This window comes from Citrobacter sp. Cm046, assembly GCF_030333065.1.
GTDB classification, from domain to species: domain Bacteria; phylum Pseudomonadota; class Gammaproteobacteria; order Enterobacterales; family Enterobacteriaceae; genus Citrobacter; species Citrobacter murliniae.
This window is the reverse complement of the sequence record NZ_JAOWGP010000007.1, coordinates 111193-127332: the sequence shown is the minus strand read 5'-3', so window position 1 is coordinate 127332 and position 16140 is coordinate 111193. Positions and strand designations below refer to the sequence as shown.

Here is a 16140-nt window from a genome sequence, read left to right as displayed (position 1 = left end):
CTGAAAAGGCCAGGCTGACAAGTGAAATAGCCTGGAACAATGACTCGTTGAGGAAAAAACATGAGCTATAAGGCCGTTGCCGCGCTGGCGTTCACCAGCATGTTCAGCATCAGTACCTTGTTAAGCCCGGCGCATGCCGAAGAGCAGGAAAAAGCGCTGAACTTTGGCATTATTTCGACTGAATCACAGCAAAACCTGAAGCCACAGTGGGAACCGTTCCTGAAGGACATGGAAAAATCACTGGGCGTAAAAGTGAACGCCTTCTTTGCCCCGGACTATGCCGGGATCATCCAGGGAATGCGTTTTAACAAAGTCGATATCGCCTGGTACGGCAACCTCTCCGCCATGGAAGCAGTGGACCGCGCCAACGGACAGGTCTTTGCACAGACCGTCGCCGCAGATGGATCGCCGGGTTACTGGAGCGTGCTGATCGTTAACAAAGACAGCCCGATCAACAACCTGAACGAACTGATCGCCAAACGCAAAGATCTGACTTTCGGCAACGGCGATCCTAACTCCACTTCAGGCTTCCTTGTTCCTGGTTACTACGTCTTCGCCAAAAACAATATTTCTGCCAGCGACTTCAAACGCACGGTTAACGCCGGGCACGAAACTAACGCCCTGGCGGTCGCCAACAAGCAGGTGGATGTGGCAACCAACAACACCGAAAACCTCGACAAACTGAAAACCTCCGCGCCAGACAAACTAAAAGAACTGAAGGTGATCTGGAAGTCACCGCTGATCCCGGGCGATCCGATCGTCTGGCGTAAGAACCTCTCCGAAAACACCAAGGACAAGGTGTACGACTTCTTTATGAACTACGGCAAAACACCAGAAGAGAAAGCCACTCTGGAACGTCTGGGCTGGGCGCCATTCCGCGCCTCCAGCGATCTGCAACTGGTGCCGATTCGTCAGTTGGCGTTGTTTAAAGAGATGCAGGGCGTGAAGGACAACAAAGGGCTGAATGCAGAAGAGAAAACCAGCAAAACCTCAGCGCTGAAAGCACAGCTCGACGACCTCGACCGCCTGACTGCTGCACTGGGTGCGATGACCAGCGTCACCAAAGCGGTGCAGTAACGGATTGCCCGGTGGCGCGATGCTTACCGGGCGTACGAACGTAGGCCGGATCAGGCAAAGCTGCCATCCGGCAATACAGAATAACGGAGCCAAATATGCAAACCATCACCGTCGCCCCACCCAAGCGCAGCTGGTTCTCGCTACTGAGCTGGGCCATCCTTCTCGCCGTGCTGGTTGTCTCGTGGAAAGGTGCCGAAATGGCCCCGCTCACGCTGATCGAGGATTCCGGCAATATGGCGACTTTCGCCGCCGACTTCTTCCCGCCGGACTTCAGCCAGTGGCGGGACTATTTGGGCGAAATGGCCGTCACTCTGCAAATCGCCGTCTGGGGTACCGCCCTCGCTGTTGTTTTATCGATTCCTTTTGGCCTGATGTGCGCCGATAACCTCGTGCCGTGGTGGATTTACCAGCCGATGCGAAGGGCGATGGACGCCTGTCGCGCCATCAACGAAATGGTCTTCGCCATGCTGTTTGTCGTCGCCGTCGGCCTGGGTCCTTTTGCAGGCGTCATGGCGCTGTTCATCCATACCACCGGGGTGCTCTCCAAGCTGCTTTCCGAAGCAGTAGAAGCCATTGAACCCGGTCCGGTAGAAGGGATTCGCGCTACCGGTGCTAACAAGATTGAAGAGATCCTCTACGGCGTTCTGCCGCAGGTCATGCCGCTACTCATCTCCTACTCGCTGTACCGTTTTGAGTCCAACGTCCGCTCCGCCACGGTGGTTGGGATGGTCGGCGCAGGCGGGATCGGCGTAACGCTATGGGAGGCGATTCGCGGCTTTCAGTTCCAGCAAACCTGCGCCCTGATGGTGTTAATCATCGTCACCGTCAGCCTGCTGGATTTCCTCTCCCAGCGTTTACGTAAGCACTTTATCTGATTAGCGAGGCATTGATTGCTATGCACTTGTCTACACATCCGACCAGTTATCCGACGCGTTATCAGGAGATTGCCGCGAGACTTGAGCAGGAGCTTCGTCAACATTATCGCTGCGGCGACTACCTTCCCGCGGAGCATCAGCTTGCCGCGCGCTACGAGGTGAACCGCCATACATTGCGCCGTGCCATCGACCAACTGGTTGAACGCGGCTGGGTGCAGCGTCGCCAGGGCGTGGGCGTACTGGTGCTGATGCGACCGTTCGATTACCCACTCAATGCTCAGGCGCGCTTCAGCCAGAACCTGCTGGACCAGGGTAGCCACCCTACCAGCGAAAAACTGCTGGCGGTGCTGCGCCCGGCGTCCAGCCACATTGCCGACGCATTGAGCGTCAAAGAGGGCGACAACGTCATTCATCTGCGCACCCTGCGCCGGGTGAACGGTATCGCTCTGTGTCAGATTGACCACTACTTTTCCGACCTCACCCTCTGGCCCCTGTTGCAGGGCTTTAACAGCGGCTCATTGCACGACTATCTGCGCGAGCAATCTGGCCTGACATTACAGCGCACGCAGACGCGTATCAGCGCCCGCCGCGCGCAGGCCAAAGAGAGCAAGATACTGGAAATCCCCAACATGGCGCCGCTGCTGTGCGTGCGTACCCTGAACCACCGTGATGGCGAAGAGCATGCAGCGGAATACTCCGTCAGCCTGACCCGCGCCGACATGATCGAATTCACCATGGAGCACTGACTGAATGCACGTCGATATCGCCACCCGCCAGCACTGGATGCGCGTGCTGGCTTACAGCAACGCTGAAACCCTGAATGCGCGTCTGCAGGCACTGAAGCTGACGCCGGAATATGAACTGATCCGCGCACCAGAAACCGGACTGATGCAGATTCAGGCCCGTATGGGCGGCACCGGCAACCGTTTCTTTGCTGGCGACACCACGCTCACCCGCGCAGTAGTACGCCTTAAAAGCGGCACGCTGGGCTACAGCTACCTGCTCGGACGTAATAAACACCATGCTGAGCAGTGCGCCGTCATTGACGCACTGCTCCAGGAACAGACGCATTTCCAGAGCCTAATGGAAACCCTTATTACCCCGCTGGAAGCGGAACGCGATGCACTGATTAGCGCTCGCCGTGCCGAAGTTAACGCCAGCCGGGTCGACTTCTTCACGCTGGTACGCGGAGATAACGCATGACCTTACAAACAGCCTTTAACCTACCCGTCCAGGACGCGCAACAAAGCTTTCGTCGTCTGCTGAAAGCAATGAGCGAACCGGGGGTGATTGTCGCCTTGCATCAACTGAAACACGGCTGGCAGCCGCTGAATCTCGCGACCACCAGCGTGTTACTGACACTGGTCGATGGCGACACACCGGTCTGGCTGGCACCTTCCATGAATAATGACATTGCCAGCCAGAACCTGCGTTTTCACACTAACGCGTCGCTGGTGGATCAGCCACAACTGGCGGCATTTGCCGTTGCCGACGAACGCATCAGCAGCGAACAACTGAACGCACTCTCCTCCGGCTCCGCCGTTGCGCCAGAGACCAGTGCCACCCTGATTGTGCAGGTCGCAGGTTTAAGCGGTGGCCGAATGCTGCGCCTGACGGGTGCGGGCATTGCAGAAGAACGGATGATTGCGCCACAACTGCCTGACTGCATTATTCATGAACTCACCGAACGCCCGCACCCGTTCCCGCTGGGAGTCGATCTGATCCTGACCTGCGGCGAGCGGTTGCTGGCTATTCCGCGAACCACCCATGTGGAGGTGTGCTGATGTACGTCGCCGTCAAAGGGGGTGAAAAGGCGATAGCCAACGCCCACGCACTGCAAGAAAACCGACGCCGGGGCGATGATGACATTGCCGAACTGAGCGTGACGCAAATCGAACAGCAGATGAACCTGGCGGTCGATCGCGTGATGACTGAAGGCGGGATTGCTGACCGTGAACTGGCCGCGCTGGCACTGAAACAAGCCAGTGGTGATAACGTCGAAGCCATCTTTCTGCTGCGCGCCTACCGCACAACGCTGGCAAAGCTGGCGGTGAGCGAGCCGCTAAACAGTGCAGAGATGCGCCTGGAGCGCCGTATCTCTGCCGTCTACAAGGACATTCCCGGTGGACAGCTGTTAGGCCCTACTTACGACTACACCCACCGCCTGCTGGATTTTACCCTGCTGGCCAATGGCGAAACGCCGCCACTGCGAACCGCTGATAGCGCACAGGAAGCATCCCCACACGTCTTCTCTCTGCTGGCAAACCAGGGACTGGCAAAGCGTGAAGAAGATAACGGGGCAACGCCCGATGACATCACCCGCACACCGCCAGTTTACCCCTGCTCACGCGCCTCACGCCTGCAACAGCTAATGCGTGGTGATGAAGGTTATCTGCTGGCACTCGCCTACTCCACTCAACGCGGTTACGGGCGTAACCATCCGTTTGCGGCAGAGATCCGCAGCGGCTATGTGGAACTGGAAACTGTACCGGAAGAGCTGGGATTTGCGGTCAATGTCGGCGAACTGTTGATGACCGAATGCGAAATGGTCAACGGTTTTGTCGCGCCAGAGAACGAAGCGCCCCATTTTACCCGCGGTTACGGGCTGGTGTTCGGCATGAGTGAACGTAAAGCGATGGCAATGGCACTGGTGGACAGAGCCCTACAGGCACCCGAATACGATGAAACGGTCACGGGACCCGCGCAGGACGAAGAGTTCGTGCTGGCGCATGCGGATAACGTCGAGGCGGCGGGTTTTGTTTCGCACCTCAAGCTCCCCCATTACGTCGATTTCCAGGCCGAGCTGGAACTGCTCAAACGTCTGCAACAGGAGGCCTCTCGTGACCACTAACCTCTCCGGTTACAACTTTGCTTATCTTGATGAGCAGACCAAACGCATGATCCGCCGCGCCATTTTGAAAGCGGTCGCCATTCCCGGCTATCAGGTGCCGTTCGGCGGCCGTGAAATGCCGATGCCCTACGGCTGGGGAACTGGTGGTATTCAACTGACTGCCAGCGTGATTGGCGAGCCGGATGTGCTGAAGGTGATTGACCAGGGTGCAGATGACACTACCAACGCCGTGTCGATCCGCAACTTCTTCAAACGCATTACTGGGGTAAATACCACTGAGCGAACAGAAGACGCCACGCTGATCCAGACTCGTCATCGGATCCCGGAAACACCCCTGACTGAAGATCAGATCCTGATCTTTCAGGTACCGATCCCGGAGCCGCTGCGCTTTATCGAACCTCGCGAAACGGAAACCCGCACCATGCACGCGCTGGAAGAGTACGGCGTGATGCAGGTGAAGCTGTATGAAGATATCGCCCGCTTCGGCCATATCGCCACCACTTATGCCTATCCGGTGAAGGTTAACGGGCGCTACGTGATGGACCCGTCACCCATTCCAAAATTCGACAACCCGAAGATGGATATGATGCCAGCCCTGCAACTGTTTGGCGCAGGCCGTGAAAAACGGATCTACGCCGTTCCGCCCTATACCCGGGTGGAAAGCCTCGATTTTGACGATCACCCGTTCACGGTGCAGAGCTGGGATGAGCCCTGCGCCATCTGCGGTTCAACCCACAGTTATCTCGACGAAGTGGTGCTCGATGACACCGGCAAACGGATGTTTGTCTGCTCCGACACCGATTACTGCCGCCAACAGAGTGAGGCTCTCAGCAAATGACGCAACCGCTGCTTTCGGTCAACAACCTGACCCACCTCTACGCGCCGGGCAAGGGCTTCAGCGATGTCTCTTTCGACCTGTGGCCTGGCGAAGTGCTGGGCATCGTCGGCGAGTCCGGCTCCGGCAAAACTACGCTGCTGAAATCGATCTCCTCACGTCTGACGCCGCAGAGCGGTGAGATTTTGTATCAGAACCATTCGCTGTACGGCATGAGTGAAGCCGACCGCCGGCGCCTGCTGCGTACCGAATGGGGCGTGGTGCATCAGCATCCGATGGACGGTCTGCGCCGCCAGGTTTCGGCGGGTGGCAATATCGGCGAACGCCTGATGGCTACCGGCGCGCGCCATTATGGTGACATCCGAGCCACCGCGATGCGCTGGCTGGAGGAGGTCGAGATCCCCGCTTCACGTATTGACGACCTGCCGACCACCTTTTCCGGCGGCATGCAGCAACGTTTACAGATCGCCCGTAACCTCGTCACCCATCCCAAACTGGTGTTTATGGATGAACCCACCGGCGGGCTGGACGTCTCGGTACAGGCCAAACTGCTGGACCTGCTACGCGGCCTGGTGGTGGAACTGGATCTGGCTGTGGTGATTGTCACCCATGATTTAGGCGTGGCGCGTCTGCTGGCAGACCGTTTGCTGGTGATGAAGCAAGGTCAGGTGGTGGAAAGTGGATTAACTGACCGCGTGCTCGATGATCCACATCACCCCTATACCCAACTGCTGGTGTCGTCCGTACTGCAGAATTAAGAGGCCAACATGATTCGCGTTGAAAATGTCAGTAAGACTTTTGTACTCCACCAGCAAAACGGTGTACGTCTGCCGGTGCTGCAAAACGCCACTCTGGAAGTTAAAAACGGGGAATGCGTGGTACTTCACGGCCATTCCGGTAGCGGAAAATCAACGCTGCTGCGGTCGCTGTACGCCAACTATCTGCCGGATGAAGGGCACATCCACATTCGCCACAGTGATGAATGGGTGGATCTGGTGCAGGCTCCGGCACGCAAAGTACTGGAAGTCCGTCGCGCAACCATCGGCTGGGTGAGCCAGTTTCTGCGTGTGATCCCAAGGATTTCCGCGCTGGATGTCGTAATGCAGCCTCTGCTTGATCTGGGGGTTTCTCGCGAGGAATGCGCTGCCAAAGCGGCGAATCTGCTCACTCGCCTGAATGTCCCGGAGCGGCTGTGGCATCTTGCACCGTCGACGTTTTCCGGCGGTGAACAGCAGCGCGTCAACATTGCTCGCGGGTTTATCGTTGATTACCCCATTCTGCTGCTCGATGAGCCCACTGCCTCACTGGATGCCAAAAACAGCGCCGCCGTCGTCGCACTGATTGAAGAAGCGAAAGCCCGCGGCGCGGCAATTGTCGGCATTTTTCACGATCAAACCGTGCGCGACCGCGTAGCGGATCGCCTGCACCTGATGGGAACAACAGCATGATTATCAACAATGTAAAGCTGGTGCTGGAAAATGAAGTGGTGCAGGGATCGCTGGAAATACAGGACGGGGTTATCCGCGCTGTTGCCGAAGGCCAGAGCCGTCTTCCGCAAGCGCTGGACGGTGAAGGCGGTTGGCTGTTGCCGGGACTGATCGAACTGCATACCGATAATCTGGATAAATTCTTCACCCCCCGCCCGAAGGTGGACTGGCCCGCCCATTCGGCAATGAGCAGCCACGACGCGCTGATGGTCGCCAGTGGTATCACGACCGTGCTGGATGCCGTTGCCATTGGCGATGTGCGTGACGGCGGCGACCGTCTGGAAAACCTGGAGAAGATGATTAACGCGGTGGAAGAGACACAAAAACGCGGGGTCAATCGCGCTGAACACCGCCTGCATTTGCGCTGTGAGTTGCCGCATCACACCACCCTGCCGCTGTTTGAAAAGCTGGTCGGTCGCGAACCGGTAACTCTGGTTTCGCTGATGGACCACTCGCCGGGTCAGCGTCAATTTGCCAACCGCGAGAAGTACCGCGAGTATTATCAGGGCAAATATTCACTCACCGATGCGCAGATGGCTCTTTATGAAGAGGAACAAGTGGCACTGGCGGCACGCTGGTCGCAGCCCAACCGCTCAGCCATTGCGCAGATGTGCCGCGAACGTCAGATTGCGCTGGCAAGCCACGATGACGCGACGCATGAACATGTGCTGGAATCGCATCAGCTTGGCAGCGTTATTGCCGAATTTCCCACCACGTTTGAGGCCGCAGAAGCCTCACGCCAGCATGGTATGAATGTGCTGATGGGAGCGCCAAACATCGTGCGCGGTGGTTCCCACTCAGGCAACGTGGCGGCACATAAGCTGGCAGAATTAGGCCTGCTGGATATCCTCTCTTCTGATTACTACCCCGCCAGCCTGCTCGATGCTGCCTTTCGTGTTGCCGATGACGAAGCCAACCGCTTTACGCTATCGCAGGCAATCCGGCTGGTCACCCGCAACCCGGCACAAGCGCTGAATCTCAACGATCGTGGCGTTATTGCTGAAGGTAAGCGTGCGGATCTGGTGCTGGCACACCGTAAGGGCGATCACATCCATATCGATCACGTCTGGCGTCAGGGGAAAAGGGTGTTCTGACTATGGGAAAACTGATCTGGCTGATGGGGCCATCCGGCTCAGGTAAGGACAGTTTGCTGGCGGCACTCCGCCAGCAGGAACATACGCAGTTACTGGTGGCGCACCGCTACATTACCCGAGCCGCTAACGCCGGGAATGAAAATCATATCGCCCTCAGTGAACAAGAGTTTTTTACCCGCGCCGGGCAGAATCTGCTGGCGCTGAGCTGGCATGCCAACGGCCTATACTACGGCGTGGGCGTGGAGATCGACCTCTGGCTGCACGCCGGTTTCGATGTCGTCGTCAACGGATCGCGCGCCCATCTGGCACAGGCGCAAACGCGCTATGGCACCTCGCTTTTGCCCATTTGCTTACAGGTTTCTCCAGAGATTTTGCGCCAGCGCCTGCAGATGCGCGGGCGGGAGAGCGCAATGGAAATCGCCGCCCGCCTCGAACGCGCAGCACGCTACACGCCGTTTGACTGCCATGTCCTCAATAACGATGGAAGTTTGCTACAGTCAGTCGATACATTGCTCACACTGATGGGACGCAAGGAGAAGAAACATGTCTGTCTGTGAATTACGCCGCGCCACGCTGTACGATGTTGATTCGGTTTACGCGCTTATTTGCGAACTAAAGCAGGGCAAATTTGACCACCAGGCATTTAGCGCCGGGTATGCCGCAAATCTGCAGGACCACAATATGCGCTACCAACTGGCGCTATTGGACGGACAAGTCGTCGGGATGATTGGTCTGCACTTACAGTTTCACCTGCACCACGCCAACTGGATCGGTGAAATTCAGGAATTAGTTGTAATGCCACAGGCGCGAGGGCTAAAAGTAGGCAGTCAATTGCTGGCCTGGGCTGAAGCGACAGCACGTGAGGCTGGCGCAGAAATGACCGAGCTTTCCACCAGTGTTCAACGCCACGACGCACACCGTTTTTATCTGCGTGAAGGCTATGTACAAAGCCATTACCGCTTCACCAAGCCGTTGTAGGGAGAGCTATGAGTCTGACCATCACGCTGACGGGAACGGGCGGTGCCCAGTTAGTACCGGTTTTTGGCTGCGACTGTGCAGCCTGCCAACGGGCACGTATACAGACACAATACCGTCGTCGCCCCTGTAGCGGGGTGGTCAGGTTCAATGATTCGGTGACGCTGCTGGACGCGGGGATCCCACACCTGATGGATGACTGGCCCGCAGGCAGTTTCCGGCAATTTCTGCTCACCCATTACCATATGGATCATGTTCAGGGGCTGTTTCCGCTGCGCTGGGGTGTAGGCAAGACCATCCCGGTGTACGGACCGCCGGATAAACAGGGCTGTGACGATCTGTTTAAGCATCCCGGCATTCTCGATTTTAGCCATACGGTCGAACCGTTTGTGGTCTTTGATCTCCAGGGCTTACAGGTTACTCCATTGCCGCTTAACCACTCAAAACTGACGTTTGGTTATCTGCTGGAAACCGCGCACAGTCGCCTGGCGTGGCTCTCCGACACCGCCGGGCTGCCTGACAAGACGTTGAAATTCCTGATCAACAATCAACCTCAGGCAATCGTCATCGATTGTAACCATGCCCCGCGCACCGAACCGCCGCGTAATCATTGCGATCTCAACACCGTAATGGCACTCAATGAGCTGATTCGCTGCCCGAGGGTGATCCTGACTCACATCAGCCACCAGTTCGACGCATGGATGATGGAAAATCCATTACCAAAAGGGATGGAGGCCGGATATGACGGGATGGAAATTGTGCTGGATTAGCCCACTTCACGCGCGCTTCACACTCCAGGCCTATGCTCCCTGCACATTGTTCAATTTGAAGGGAATCGCATGACCCGAACACGACGTATCATCCACCACGCCAGTTGGTTCACGCTGCTGGGGCCGTTTATCGGCATGCTGTTAACCATTATCGGTCTGATGTGCATAACGTCTGATTCAGCCATGCGCCTGCTGGCCGACATTCTGCACATGTTTTCGCTGTTTATTACGCTGACATGGATAATCGGTGCGATTCCCGCGCTACTGACGGGAATCATCGTCGCGAAAAAAGGTGAATGGGGCGTTAACGATCGTAGTCCTCTTCCATTCTGCGCTCTTCATCTTCAAGCTGACGCCGTTCCTGATCGAGCTGACGCTGGCGGTCGTCTAACTGACGACGACGGTCTTCAAACTGGCGACGGCGGTCTTCAAACTGGCGACGGCGGTTATCATACTGCCTGCGACGATCGTCGCTCATCTGGCGCTGCCAGCTTTCATCACGAGAATCGTCGTAATCCCGATTATTTTCAGGTTTATAGGCATCGCTGACGGCACGTTGAATATTGCCGATGGCGTCATCGATAATATCCGCCTGTGCCGAAATGGTGGTCAGCATCAGTAGACTGAATAAAAAGAGTGTCGTGGAGCGTTTCATAAAACCAGCCCTGAAGAGAAACTCGCTCCACGGTAATCAAAGCACTGTCACACAAGTAGCGGAGGATTCTCAATTCCTCCGCCGCTCTATCGCCATAATTGTCTCAACGCGTTGTTGATGACGTCCTCCTTCGAACACTGCATCCAGCCAAGCGTCCACAATCATTTTCGCCAATTCCAGTCCTACCACTCGCGAACCAAACGCCAGTACATTAGAGTCATTATGCTGCCGCGAGAGTTGTGCCGAGTAGGGTTCGCTACAGACAACCGCACGGATCCCGGCAAACTTGTTCGCCGTTATTGAAATACCGACGCCTGTACCACAAATCAGAATCCCGCCATCGACCTCTCCGGTAACCACCGCCTGCGCCACTTCGCTGGCGTAGCGTGGATAATCAGTACGCTCGGACGAATATGTCCCCTTATCAATCACTTCAATACCGCGCTGCGCCAAATGTTTAAAAATATCCGATTTAAGGATAAAACCGACATGATCACAGCCAAATGCAATCTTTTTCATAGATGTTCCGCCATCCTTAAAACTTCACAAAAAAATATTTTCTGTGATTTAAATGCAATAAAAAGCGTCAATTATCAACCTAAAACGTCTTACTGGCCTGTTCTACACACATACATTCAGCAATGCAATAGCGCTTAATGCGCCCCCTTTCCCGCCATACTGACGATAAAAGAACATCACTTTAAAGTAATCACCTGTTTTTAATGACATTAAACTAAGCCGATGTTTTAAATGCGTTCTGTTTTTTCACAGAAACAAAAACTTTATAAATTTAATTATTTTGTGAAGCGCTCGACATCTTTTCTGTCGTTGCTGTGGTGATATAGTGACGTCTTCATTTCAAGGACAAGAGAACGTAATGAGCCAGTCAGAGTTTGATTCAGCGCTTCCAAACGGTATCGGGCTTGCGCCTTACCTGCGTATGAAGCAGGAAGGGATGACCGAGAACGAAAGCCGGATCGTGGAGTGGTTACTCAAGCCGGGGAACCTGAGTTGCGCCCCCGCGATTAAAGATGTTGCGGAAGCGCTGGCAGTATCTGAAGCCATGATTGTTAAAGTATCGAAGCTGCTGGGGTTCAGCGGCTTTCGCAACTTACGCAGTGCGCTCGAGGACTATTTTTCTCAGTCTGAGCAGGTGTTGCCTGCCGAGCTGGCCTTTGATGAAGCACCGCAGGACGTGGTAAATAAGGTATTTAACATTACCTTGCGCACCATTATGGAAGGACAGTCGATCGTCAATGTCGATGAGATCCACCGTGCCGCACGCTTTTTCTATCAGGCAAAACAGCGCGATTTGTATGGCGCGGGTGGATCGAATGCTATCTGCGCTGACGTACAACATAAATTTTTACGCATTGGCATACGCTGTCAGACCTATCCCGATGCGCACATCATGATGATGTCTGCCTCGCTCTTGAAAGAAGGTGATGTGGTTCTGGTCGTCACTCATTCAGGGCGAACCAGCGATGTCAAAGCGGCTGTCGAGTTGGCTAAAAAGAACGGTGCAAAAATTATCTGTATCACTCACAGCTACCATTCGCCAATTGCTAAACTGGCTGACTATATTATTTGCTCGCCAGCACCGGAGACACCTTTATTAGGGCGTAATGCTTCGGCACGTATATTGCAACTTACATTATTAGACGCATTTTTTGTTTCAGTAGCACAACTCAATATTGAACAGGCAACCGTTAATATGCAAAAAACCGGCGCAATTGTTAATTTTTTCTCACCAGGCGCGCTGAAATAAAATGTTAGTTGCTTCCATTTATATTCTCTAAATAATTCGATTTGCAGGAAAGACAACGCATCTGCAACTTGAAGTATGACGAATTCATGGAAGCAACACCCTACACTGAGATTACTATTATGAATAAATATCTGAAATATTTCAGCGGTGCTGCTATAGGCCTAATGTTGTCAACCAGCGTTTTTGCCGCCGCCGAATATGCTGTCGTATTAAAAACTCTCTCTAATCCTTTCTGGGTGGATATGAAAAAAGGAATTGAGGATGAAGCAAAAACGCTGGGCGTCAGCGTCGATATTTTTGCTTCACCTTCAGAGGGCGATTTTCAGTCTCAACTGCAGTTATTCGAAGACCTAAGTAATAAAAATTACAAGGGGATTGCCTTTGCCCCCTTGTCCTCGGTGAACCTGGTAATGCCCGTAGCCCGTGCATGGAAGAAAGGGATTTATCTGGTCAATCTCGATGAAAAAATTGATATGGATAATCTGCAAAAAGCGGGCGGTAATGTTGAAGGTTTTGTCACCACCGATAATGTTGCCGTCGGGGCGAAAGGTGCGACATTCATTATTGATAAGCTAGGTGCTGAAGGTGGTGAAGTAGCAATTATTGAGGGTAAAGCTGGTAACGCCTCCGGCGAAGCGCGTCGTAATGGTGCTACCGAAACCTTCAAAAAAGCAAGCCAGATTAAACTGGTTGCTAGTCAACCCGCCGACTGGGACCGGATTAAAGCACTGGATGTCGCCACTAATGTTCTGCAGCGTAATCCGAATATCAAAGCGATCTATTGCGCGAATGACACGATGGCTATGGGGGTTGCTCAAGCCGTCGCAAACGCTGGAAAAACAGGAAAAGTGCTGGTAGTCGGTACTGATGGTATTCCTGAAGCCCGCAAGATGGTGGAAGCTGGACAAATGACGGCGACTGTTGCCCAGAACCCAGCGGATATCGGTGCGACTGGGCTTAAGCTGATGGTTGATACCGCGAAATCAGGCAACATTATCCCGCTGGATAAAGCACCGGAATTTAAGCTGGTCGATTCTATTCTGATCACAAAATAAAATTGACGTAAAAGGTCATTTGTAGGCCTGATAAGTGTAGCGCCATCAGGCAATGATTCGACTTTTGTGCCGGATGGCGACGCGAAAGCGCTTTATCCGGCTTACTGATTCAGCCAACATTTTGCTTACACATAATCATCCGAGATGCGTCGAGGCGGCAATTGAGAGGCAACTAAAAGGATGAAGTGTAAAAGAGAGCATTTATGGTCACGCCATATATATCGATGGTGGGGATCGGCAAATCCTTTGGTCCGGTTCACGCATTAAAATCGGTTGATTTAACTGTCTACCCTTATGAAATACACGCCTTATTAGGGGAAAATGGTGCCGGTAAATCCACGCTGATGAAAGTGTTGTCGGGAATACACGAACCGACAAAAGGTACCATTACCATTAATGACATTAACTATGACAAACTGGATCACAAATTAGCAGCAAAACTCGGCATTGGAATTATTTATCAGGAACTCAGCGTCATTGATGAATTAACGGTATTGGAGAATTTATATATCGGTCGTCATCTGACGAAAAAAGTCTGCGGCATGAATGTTATCGACTGGCGAGAAATGCGCGTGCGCGCCGCCATGATGTTATTACGCGTGGGCTTGAAAGTCGATTTAGATGAGAAAGTGGCGAACTTATCTATTAGCTATAAACAGATGCTAGAAATCGCCAAGACGCTGATGCTCGACGCCAAAGTAATCATCATGGATGAACCCACCTCCTCACTCACCAATAAAGAGGTGGACTATCTATTTCTGATCATGAGTCAGTTGCGTAAAGAAGGCACTGCCATCGTCTACATCTCACATAAGCTGGCGGAAATTCGCCGCATTTGCGACCGCTATACGGTGATGAAAGACGGGAGTAGCGTTTGCAGTGGCATGGTGAGCGATGTGTCAAATGACGATATCGTTCGTCTGATGGTAGGCCGCGAACTGCAAAACCGATTTAACGTGATGAAGGAGAGCACCGGCAACCTTGAGCGCGATACGGTATTTGAGGTGCAGAATGTCACCAGTCGTGACAGAAAAAAGGTCCGGGATATCTCATTTAGCGTCAGCCGGGGAGAAATATTAGGCTTCGCTGGGCTGGTCGGTTCCGGACGTACCGAACTGATGGATTGCCTGTTTGGCGTTGATAAACGCGCTGGCGGTGAGATCCGTCTTAACGGCAAAGCCATCTCTCCACGTTCACCACTGGATGCCGTAAAAAAGGGGATGGCCTACATAACTGAAAGCCGCCGGGATAACGGCTTTTTCCCCAACTTCTCTATCGCTCAGAACATGGCTATCAGCCGCAGTCTTAAAGGCGGCGGCTATAAAGGCGCGATGGGTCTGTTTCATGAAGGTGACGAGCAACGTACTGCTGAATCTCAGCGCGAACTGCTCGCACTGAAGTGCCACTCGGTAAACCAGAACATTACCGAACTCTCCGGCGGTAACCAGCAGAAAGTACTGATCTCCAAATGGCTGTGCTGTCACCCGGAAGTGATCATTTTCGATGAGCCTACCCGCGGTATCGACGTAGGCGCAAAAGCCGAAATTTACAAGGTGATGCGCCAACTGGCGGACGACGGGAAAGTCCTCCTGATGGTGTCATCTGAACTTCCTGAAATTATCGCCGTCTGCGACCGCATCGCCGTGTTCTGCGAAGGACGACTGACGCAAATCCTGACCAACCGCGATGACATGAGCGAAGAGGAGATTATGGCATGGGCATTACCTCAAGAGTAAAAGACGAAGCGAGCGAGAAGAAACCCTTCAACTTTGCGCTGTTCTGGGATAAATACGGTACCTTTTTTATCCTGGCGATCATCGTCGCCATCTTCGGTTCACTGTCGCCAGAATATTTTCTAACCACTAACAACATTACCCAAATTTTTGTGCAGAGTTCCGTGACCGTTCTGATCGGCATGGGCGAGTTCTTCGCTATTCTTGTCGCCGGTATCGACCTCTCGGTTGGCGCGATTCTGGCACTTTCCGGCATGGTGACCGCCAAGCTAATGTTAGCTGGTGTCGATCCGTTTCTCGCAGCTCTGATTGGCGGTGTACTGGTCGGCGGCGCACTGGGGGCGATTAATGGCTGCCTGGTAAACTGGACTGGTCTGCACCCCTTTATTATCACGCTTGGCACCAACGCGATTTTCCGTGGGATCACGCTGGTCATCTCCGATGCCAACTCGGTATACGGCTTCTCGTTTGACTTCGTGAACTTCTTTGCCGCCAGCGTGATAGGAATACCCGTCCCCGTTATCTTCTCGTTAATTGTCGCTGTTATCCTCTGGTTTCTAACAACTCGTATGCGTCTCGGGCGCAACATCTACGCACTGGGTGGCAACAAAAACTCAGCTTTCTATTCCGGGATTGACGTGAAATTTCACATCCTGGTGGTGTTTATCATCTCCGGTGTTTGTGCGGGATTGGCTGGTGTCGTCTCCACGGCTCGATTGGGCGCCGCAGAGCCACTTGCCGGAATGGGTTTTGAAACCTACGCCATCGCCAGCGCCATCATTGGCGGCACCAGCTTCTTCGGCGGCAAGGGGCGTATTTTCTCTGTGGTGATTGGCGGCCTAATCATCGGCACCATCAATAACGGCCTGAATATTCTGCAGGTACAAACCTATTACCAACTGGTGGTGATGGGCGGATTAATTATCGCAGCTGTCGCCCTTGACCGTCTTATCAGTAAGTAAGGA

General features: G+C 53.8%; 20 protein-coding genes and 1 pseudogene. 18 read left to right on the top strand and 3 right to left on the bottom strand.

The genetic code is table 11. From position 1 onward, the window contains the following. Positions 1-60 precede the first annotated feature (60 nt). Positions 61-1077 (top strand): phosphonate ABC transporter substrate-binding protein, encoded by a 1017-nt coding sequence (phnD, locus tag OGX98_RS00630; RefSeq protein ID WP_045438745.1) that lies wholly within the window; start codon positions 61-63, stop codon positions 1075-1077. Here phnD and OGX98_RS00625 read toward each other — a convergent pair. Then, entirely contained in the window at positions 1058-1234 is a 177-nt protein-coding gene (locus OGX98_RS00625; RefSeq protein ID WP_286594702.1) for a hypothetical protein, read from the bottom strand. The genes phnD and OGX98_RS00625 overlap by 20 nt on opposite strands. Here OGX98_RS00625 and phnE point away from each other — a divergent pair. The 13 genes and pseudogenes from phnE to cbrB all read left to right on the top strand — a co-directional run. Further along, positions 1173-1952 (top strand): phosphonate ABC transporter, permease protein PhnE, encoded by a 780-nt coding sequence (phnE, locus tag OGX98_RS00620; protein WP_045438742.1) that lies wholly within the window; start codon positions 1173-1175, stop codon positions 1950-1952. The two genes, OGX98_RS00625 and phnE, sit on opposite strands and share 62 nt — an antisense overlap. Before the next feature lie 20 nt (positions 1953-1972). Further along, complete coding sequence (phnF, locus tag OGX98_RS00615; protein WP_045438740.1) at positions 1973-2698, top strand: phosphonate metabolism transcriptional regulator PhnF; 726 nt, start codon at positions 1973-1975, stop codon at positions 2696-2698. 4 nt (positions 2699-2702) lie between these two features. Then, complete coding sequence (gene phnG / locus OGX98_RS00610) at positions 2703-3155, top strand: phosphonate C-P lyase system protein PhnG (protein ID WP_045438737.1); 453 nt, start codon at positions 2703-2705, stop codon at positions 3153-3155. After that, on the top strand, positions 3152-3736 hold the full coding sequence (gene phnH, locus OGX98_RS00605) for a phosphonate C-P lyase system protein PhnH (RefSeq protein ID WP_200012890.1): 585 nt from the start codon (positions 3152-3154) through the stop codon (positions 3734-3736). Before phnG ends, phnH begins: the two co-directional genes overlap by 4 nt. After that, positions 3736-4803, top strand: coding sequence for a carbon-phosphorus lyase complex subunit (locus OGX98_RS00600; RefSeq protein WP_048222378.1), 1068 nt, complete (start codon positions 3736-3738; stop codon positions 4801-4803). Before phnH ends, OGX98_RS00600 begins: the two co-directional genes overlap by 1 nt. A 46-nt stretch (positions 4804-4849) precedes the next feature. After that, entirely contained in the window at positions 4850-5641 is a 792-nt protein-coding gene (gene phnJ, locus OGX98_RS00595; protein WP_231593097.1) for an alpha-D-ribose 1-methylphosphonate 5-phosphate C-P-lyase PhnJ, read from the top strand. Continuing rightward, positions 5638-6396: a phosphonate C-P lyase system protein PhnK gene (gene phnK / locus OGX98_RS00590; RefSeq protein WP_048222381.1), complete on the top strand. Its 759-nt coding sequence runs from the start codon at positions 5638-5640 to the stop codon at positions 6394-6396. Before phnJ ends, phnK begins: the two co-directional genes overlap by 4 nt. Positions 6397-6405: 9 nt before the next feature. Next, a complete protein-coding gene (gene phnL, locus OGX98_RS00585) occupies positions 6406-7086 on the top strand; it encodes a phosphonate C-P lyase system protein PhnL (RefSeq protein ID WP_045438722.1) in 681 nt (226 codons plus the stop codon). Then, positions 7083-8219, top strand: coding sequence for an alpha-D-ribose 1-methylphosphonate 5-triphosphate diphosphatase (gene phnM / locus OGX98_RS00580; protein ID WP_045438720.1), 1137 nt, complete (start codon positions 7083-7085; stop codon positions 8217-8219). The genes phnL and phnM overlap by 4 nt, the downstream gene beginning before the upstream one ends. Before the next feature lie 2 nt (positions 8220-8221). Then, on the top strand, positions 8222-8776 hold the full coding sequence (gene phnN / locus OGX98_RS00575; protein WP_045438712.1) for a ribose 1,5-bisphosphokinase: 555 nt from the start codon (positions 8222-8224) through the stop codon (positions 8774-8776). Next, positions 8763-9197 (top strand): aminoalkylphosphonate N-acetyltransferase, encoded by a 435-nt coding sequence (gene phnO / locus OGX98_RS00570; RefSeq protein ID WP_048222386.1) that lies wholly within the window; start codon positions 8763-8765, stop codon positions 9195-9197. The genes phnN and phnO overlap by 14 nt, the downstream gene beginning before the upstream one ends. An 8-nt stretch (positions 9198-9205) precedes the next feature. Continuing rightward, positions 9206-9964, top strand: coding sequence for a phosphonate metabolism protein PhnP (gene phnP / locus OGX98_RS00565; protein ID WP_286594692.1), 759 nt, complete (start codon positions 9206-9208; stop codon positions 9962-9964). Positions 9965-10033: 69 nt separating this feature from the next. Beyond that, a pseudogene (gene cbrB / locus OGX98_RS24025) lies at positions 10034-10237 on the top strand (inner membrane protein CbrB); the annotation flags it as partial. 31 nt (positions 10238-10268) lie between these two features. Here the strand turns inward: cbrB and yjdP are convergent. Together yjdP and rpiB are read right to left on the bottom strand one after the other, a co-directional pair. Then, positions 10269-10619, bottom strand: coding sequence for a DDRRRQL repeat protein YjdP (gene yjdP / locus OGX98_RS00560; protein WP_286594691.1), 351 nt, complete (start codon positions 10617-10619; stop codon positions 10269-10271). Between the two features lie 69 nt (positions 10620-10688). Continuing rightward, positions 10689-11138, bottom strand: coding sequence for a bifunctional allose-6-phosphate isomerase/ribose-5-phosphate isomerase RpiB (rpiB, locus tag OGX98_RS00555; protein ID WP_284097316.1), 450 nt, complete (start codon positions 11136-11138; stop codon positions 10689-10691). 358 nt (positions 11139-11496) lie between these two features. Between rpiB and OGX98_RS00550 the strand changes: the two genes are divergently transcribed. The 4 genes from OGX98_RS00550 (at position 11497) to alsC (ending at position 16137) form a co-directional block, all read left to right on the top strand. Next, complete coding sequence (locus tag OGX98_RS00550) at positions 11497-12387, top strand: MurR/RpiR family transcriptional regulator (RefSeq protein WP_284097315.1); 891 nt, start codon at positions 11497-11499, stop codon at positions 12385-12387. Positions 12388-12506: 119 nt separating this feature from the next. Then, positions 12507-13442, top strand: coding sequence for a D-allose transporter substrate-binding protein (alsB, locus tag OGX98_RS00545; RefSeq protein WP_284097326.1), 936 nt, complete (start codon positions 12507-12509; stop codon positions 13440-13442). 203 nt (positions 13443-13645) lie between these two features. Continuing rightward, on the top strand, positions 13646-15178 hold the full coding sequence (gene alsA, locus OGX98_RS00540; protein ID WP_284097314.1) for a D-allose ABC transporter ATP-binding protein AlsA: 1533 nt from the start codon (positions 13646-13648) through the stop codon (positions 15176-15178). Next, positions 15157-16137: a D-allose ABC transporter permease gene (gene alsC, locus OGX98_RS00535; protein ID WP_284097313.1), complete on the top strand. Its 981-nt coding sequence runs from the start codon at positions 15157-15159 to the stop codon at positions 16135-16137. The genes alsA and alsC overlap by 22 nt, the downstream gene beginning before the upstream one ends. The last annotated feature ends 3 nt before the right edge of the window (positions 16138-16140 follow it).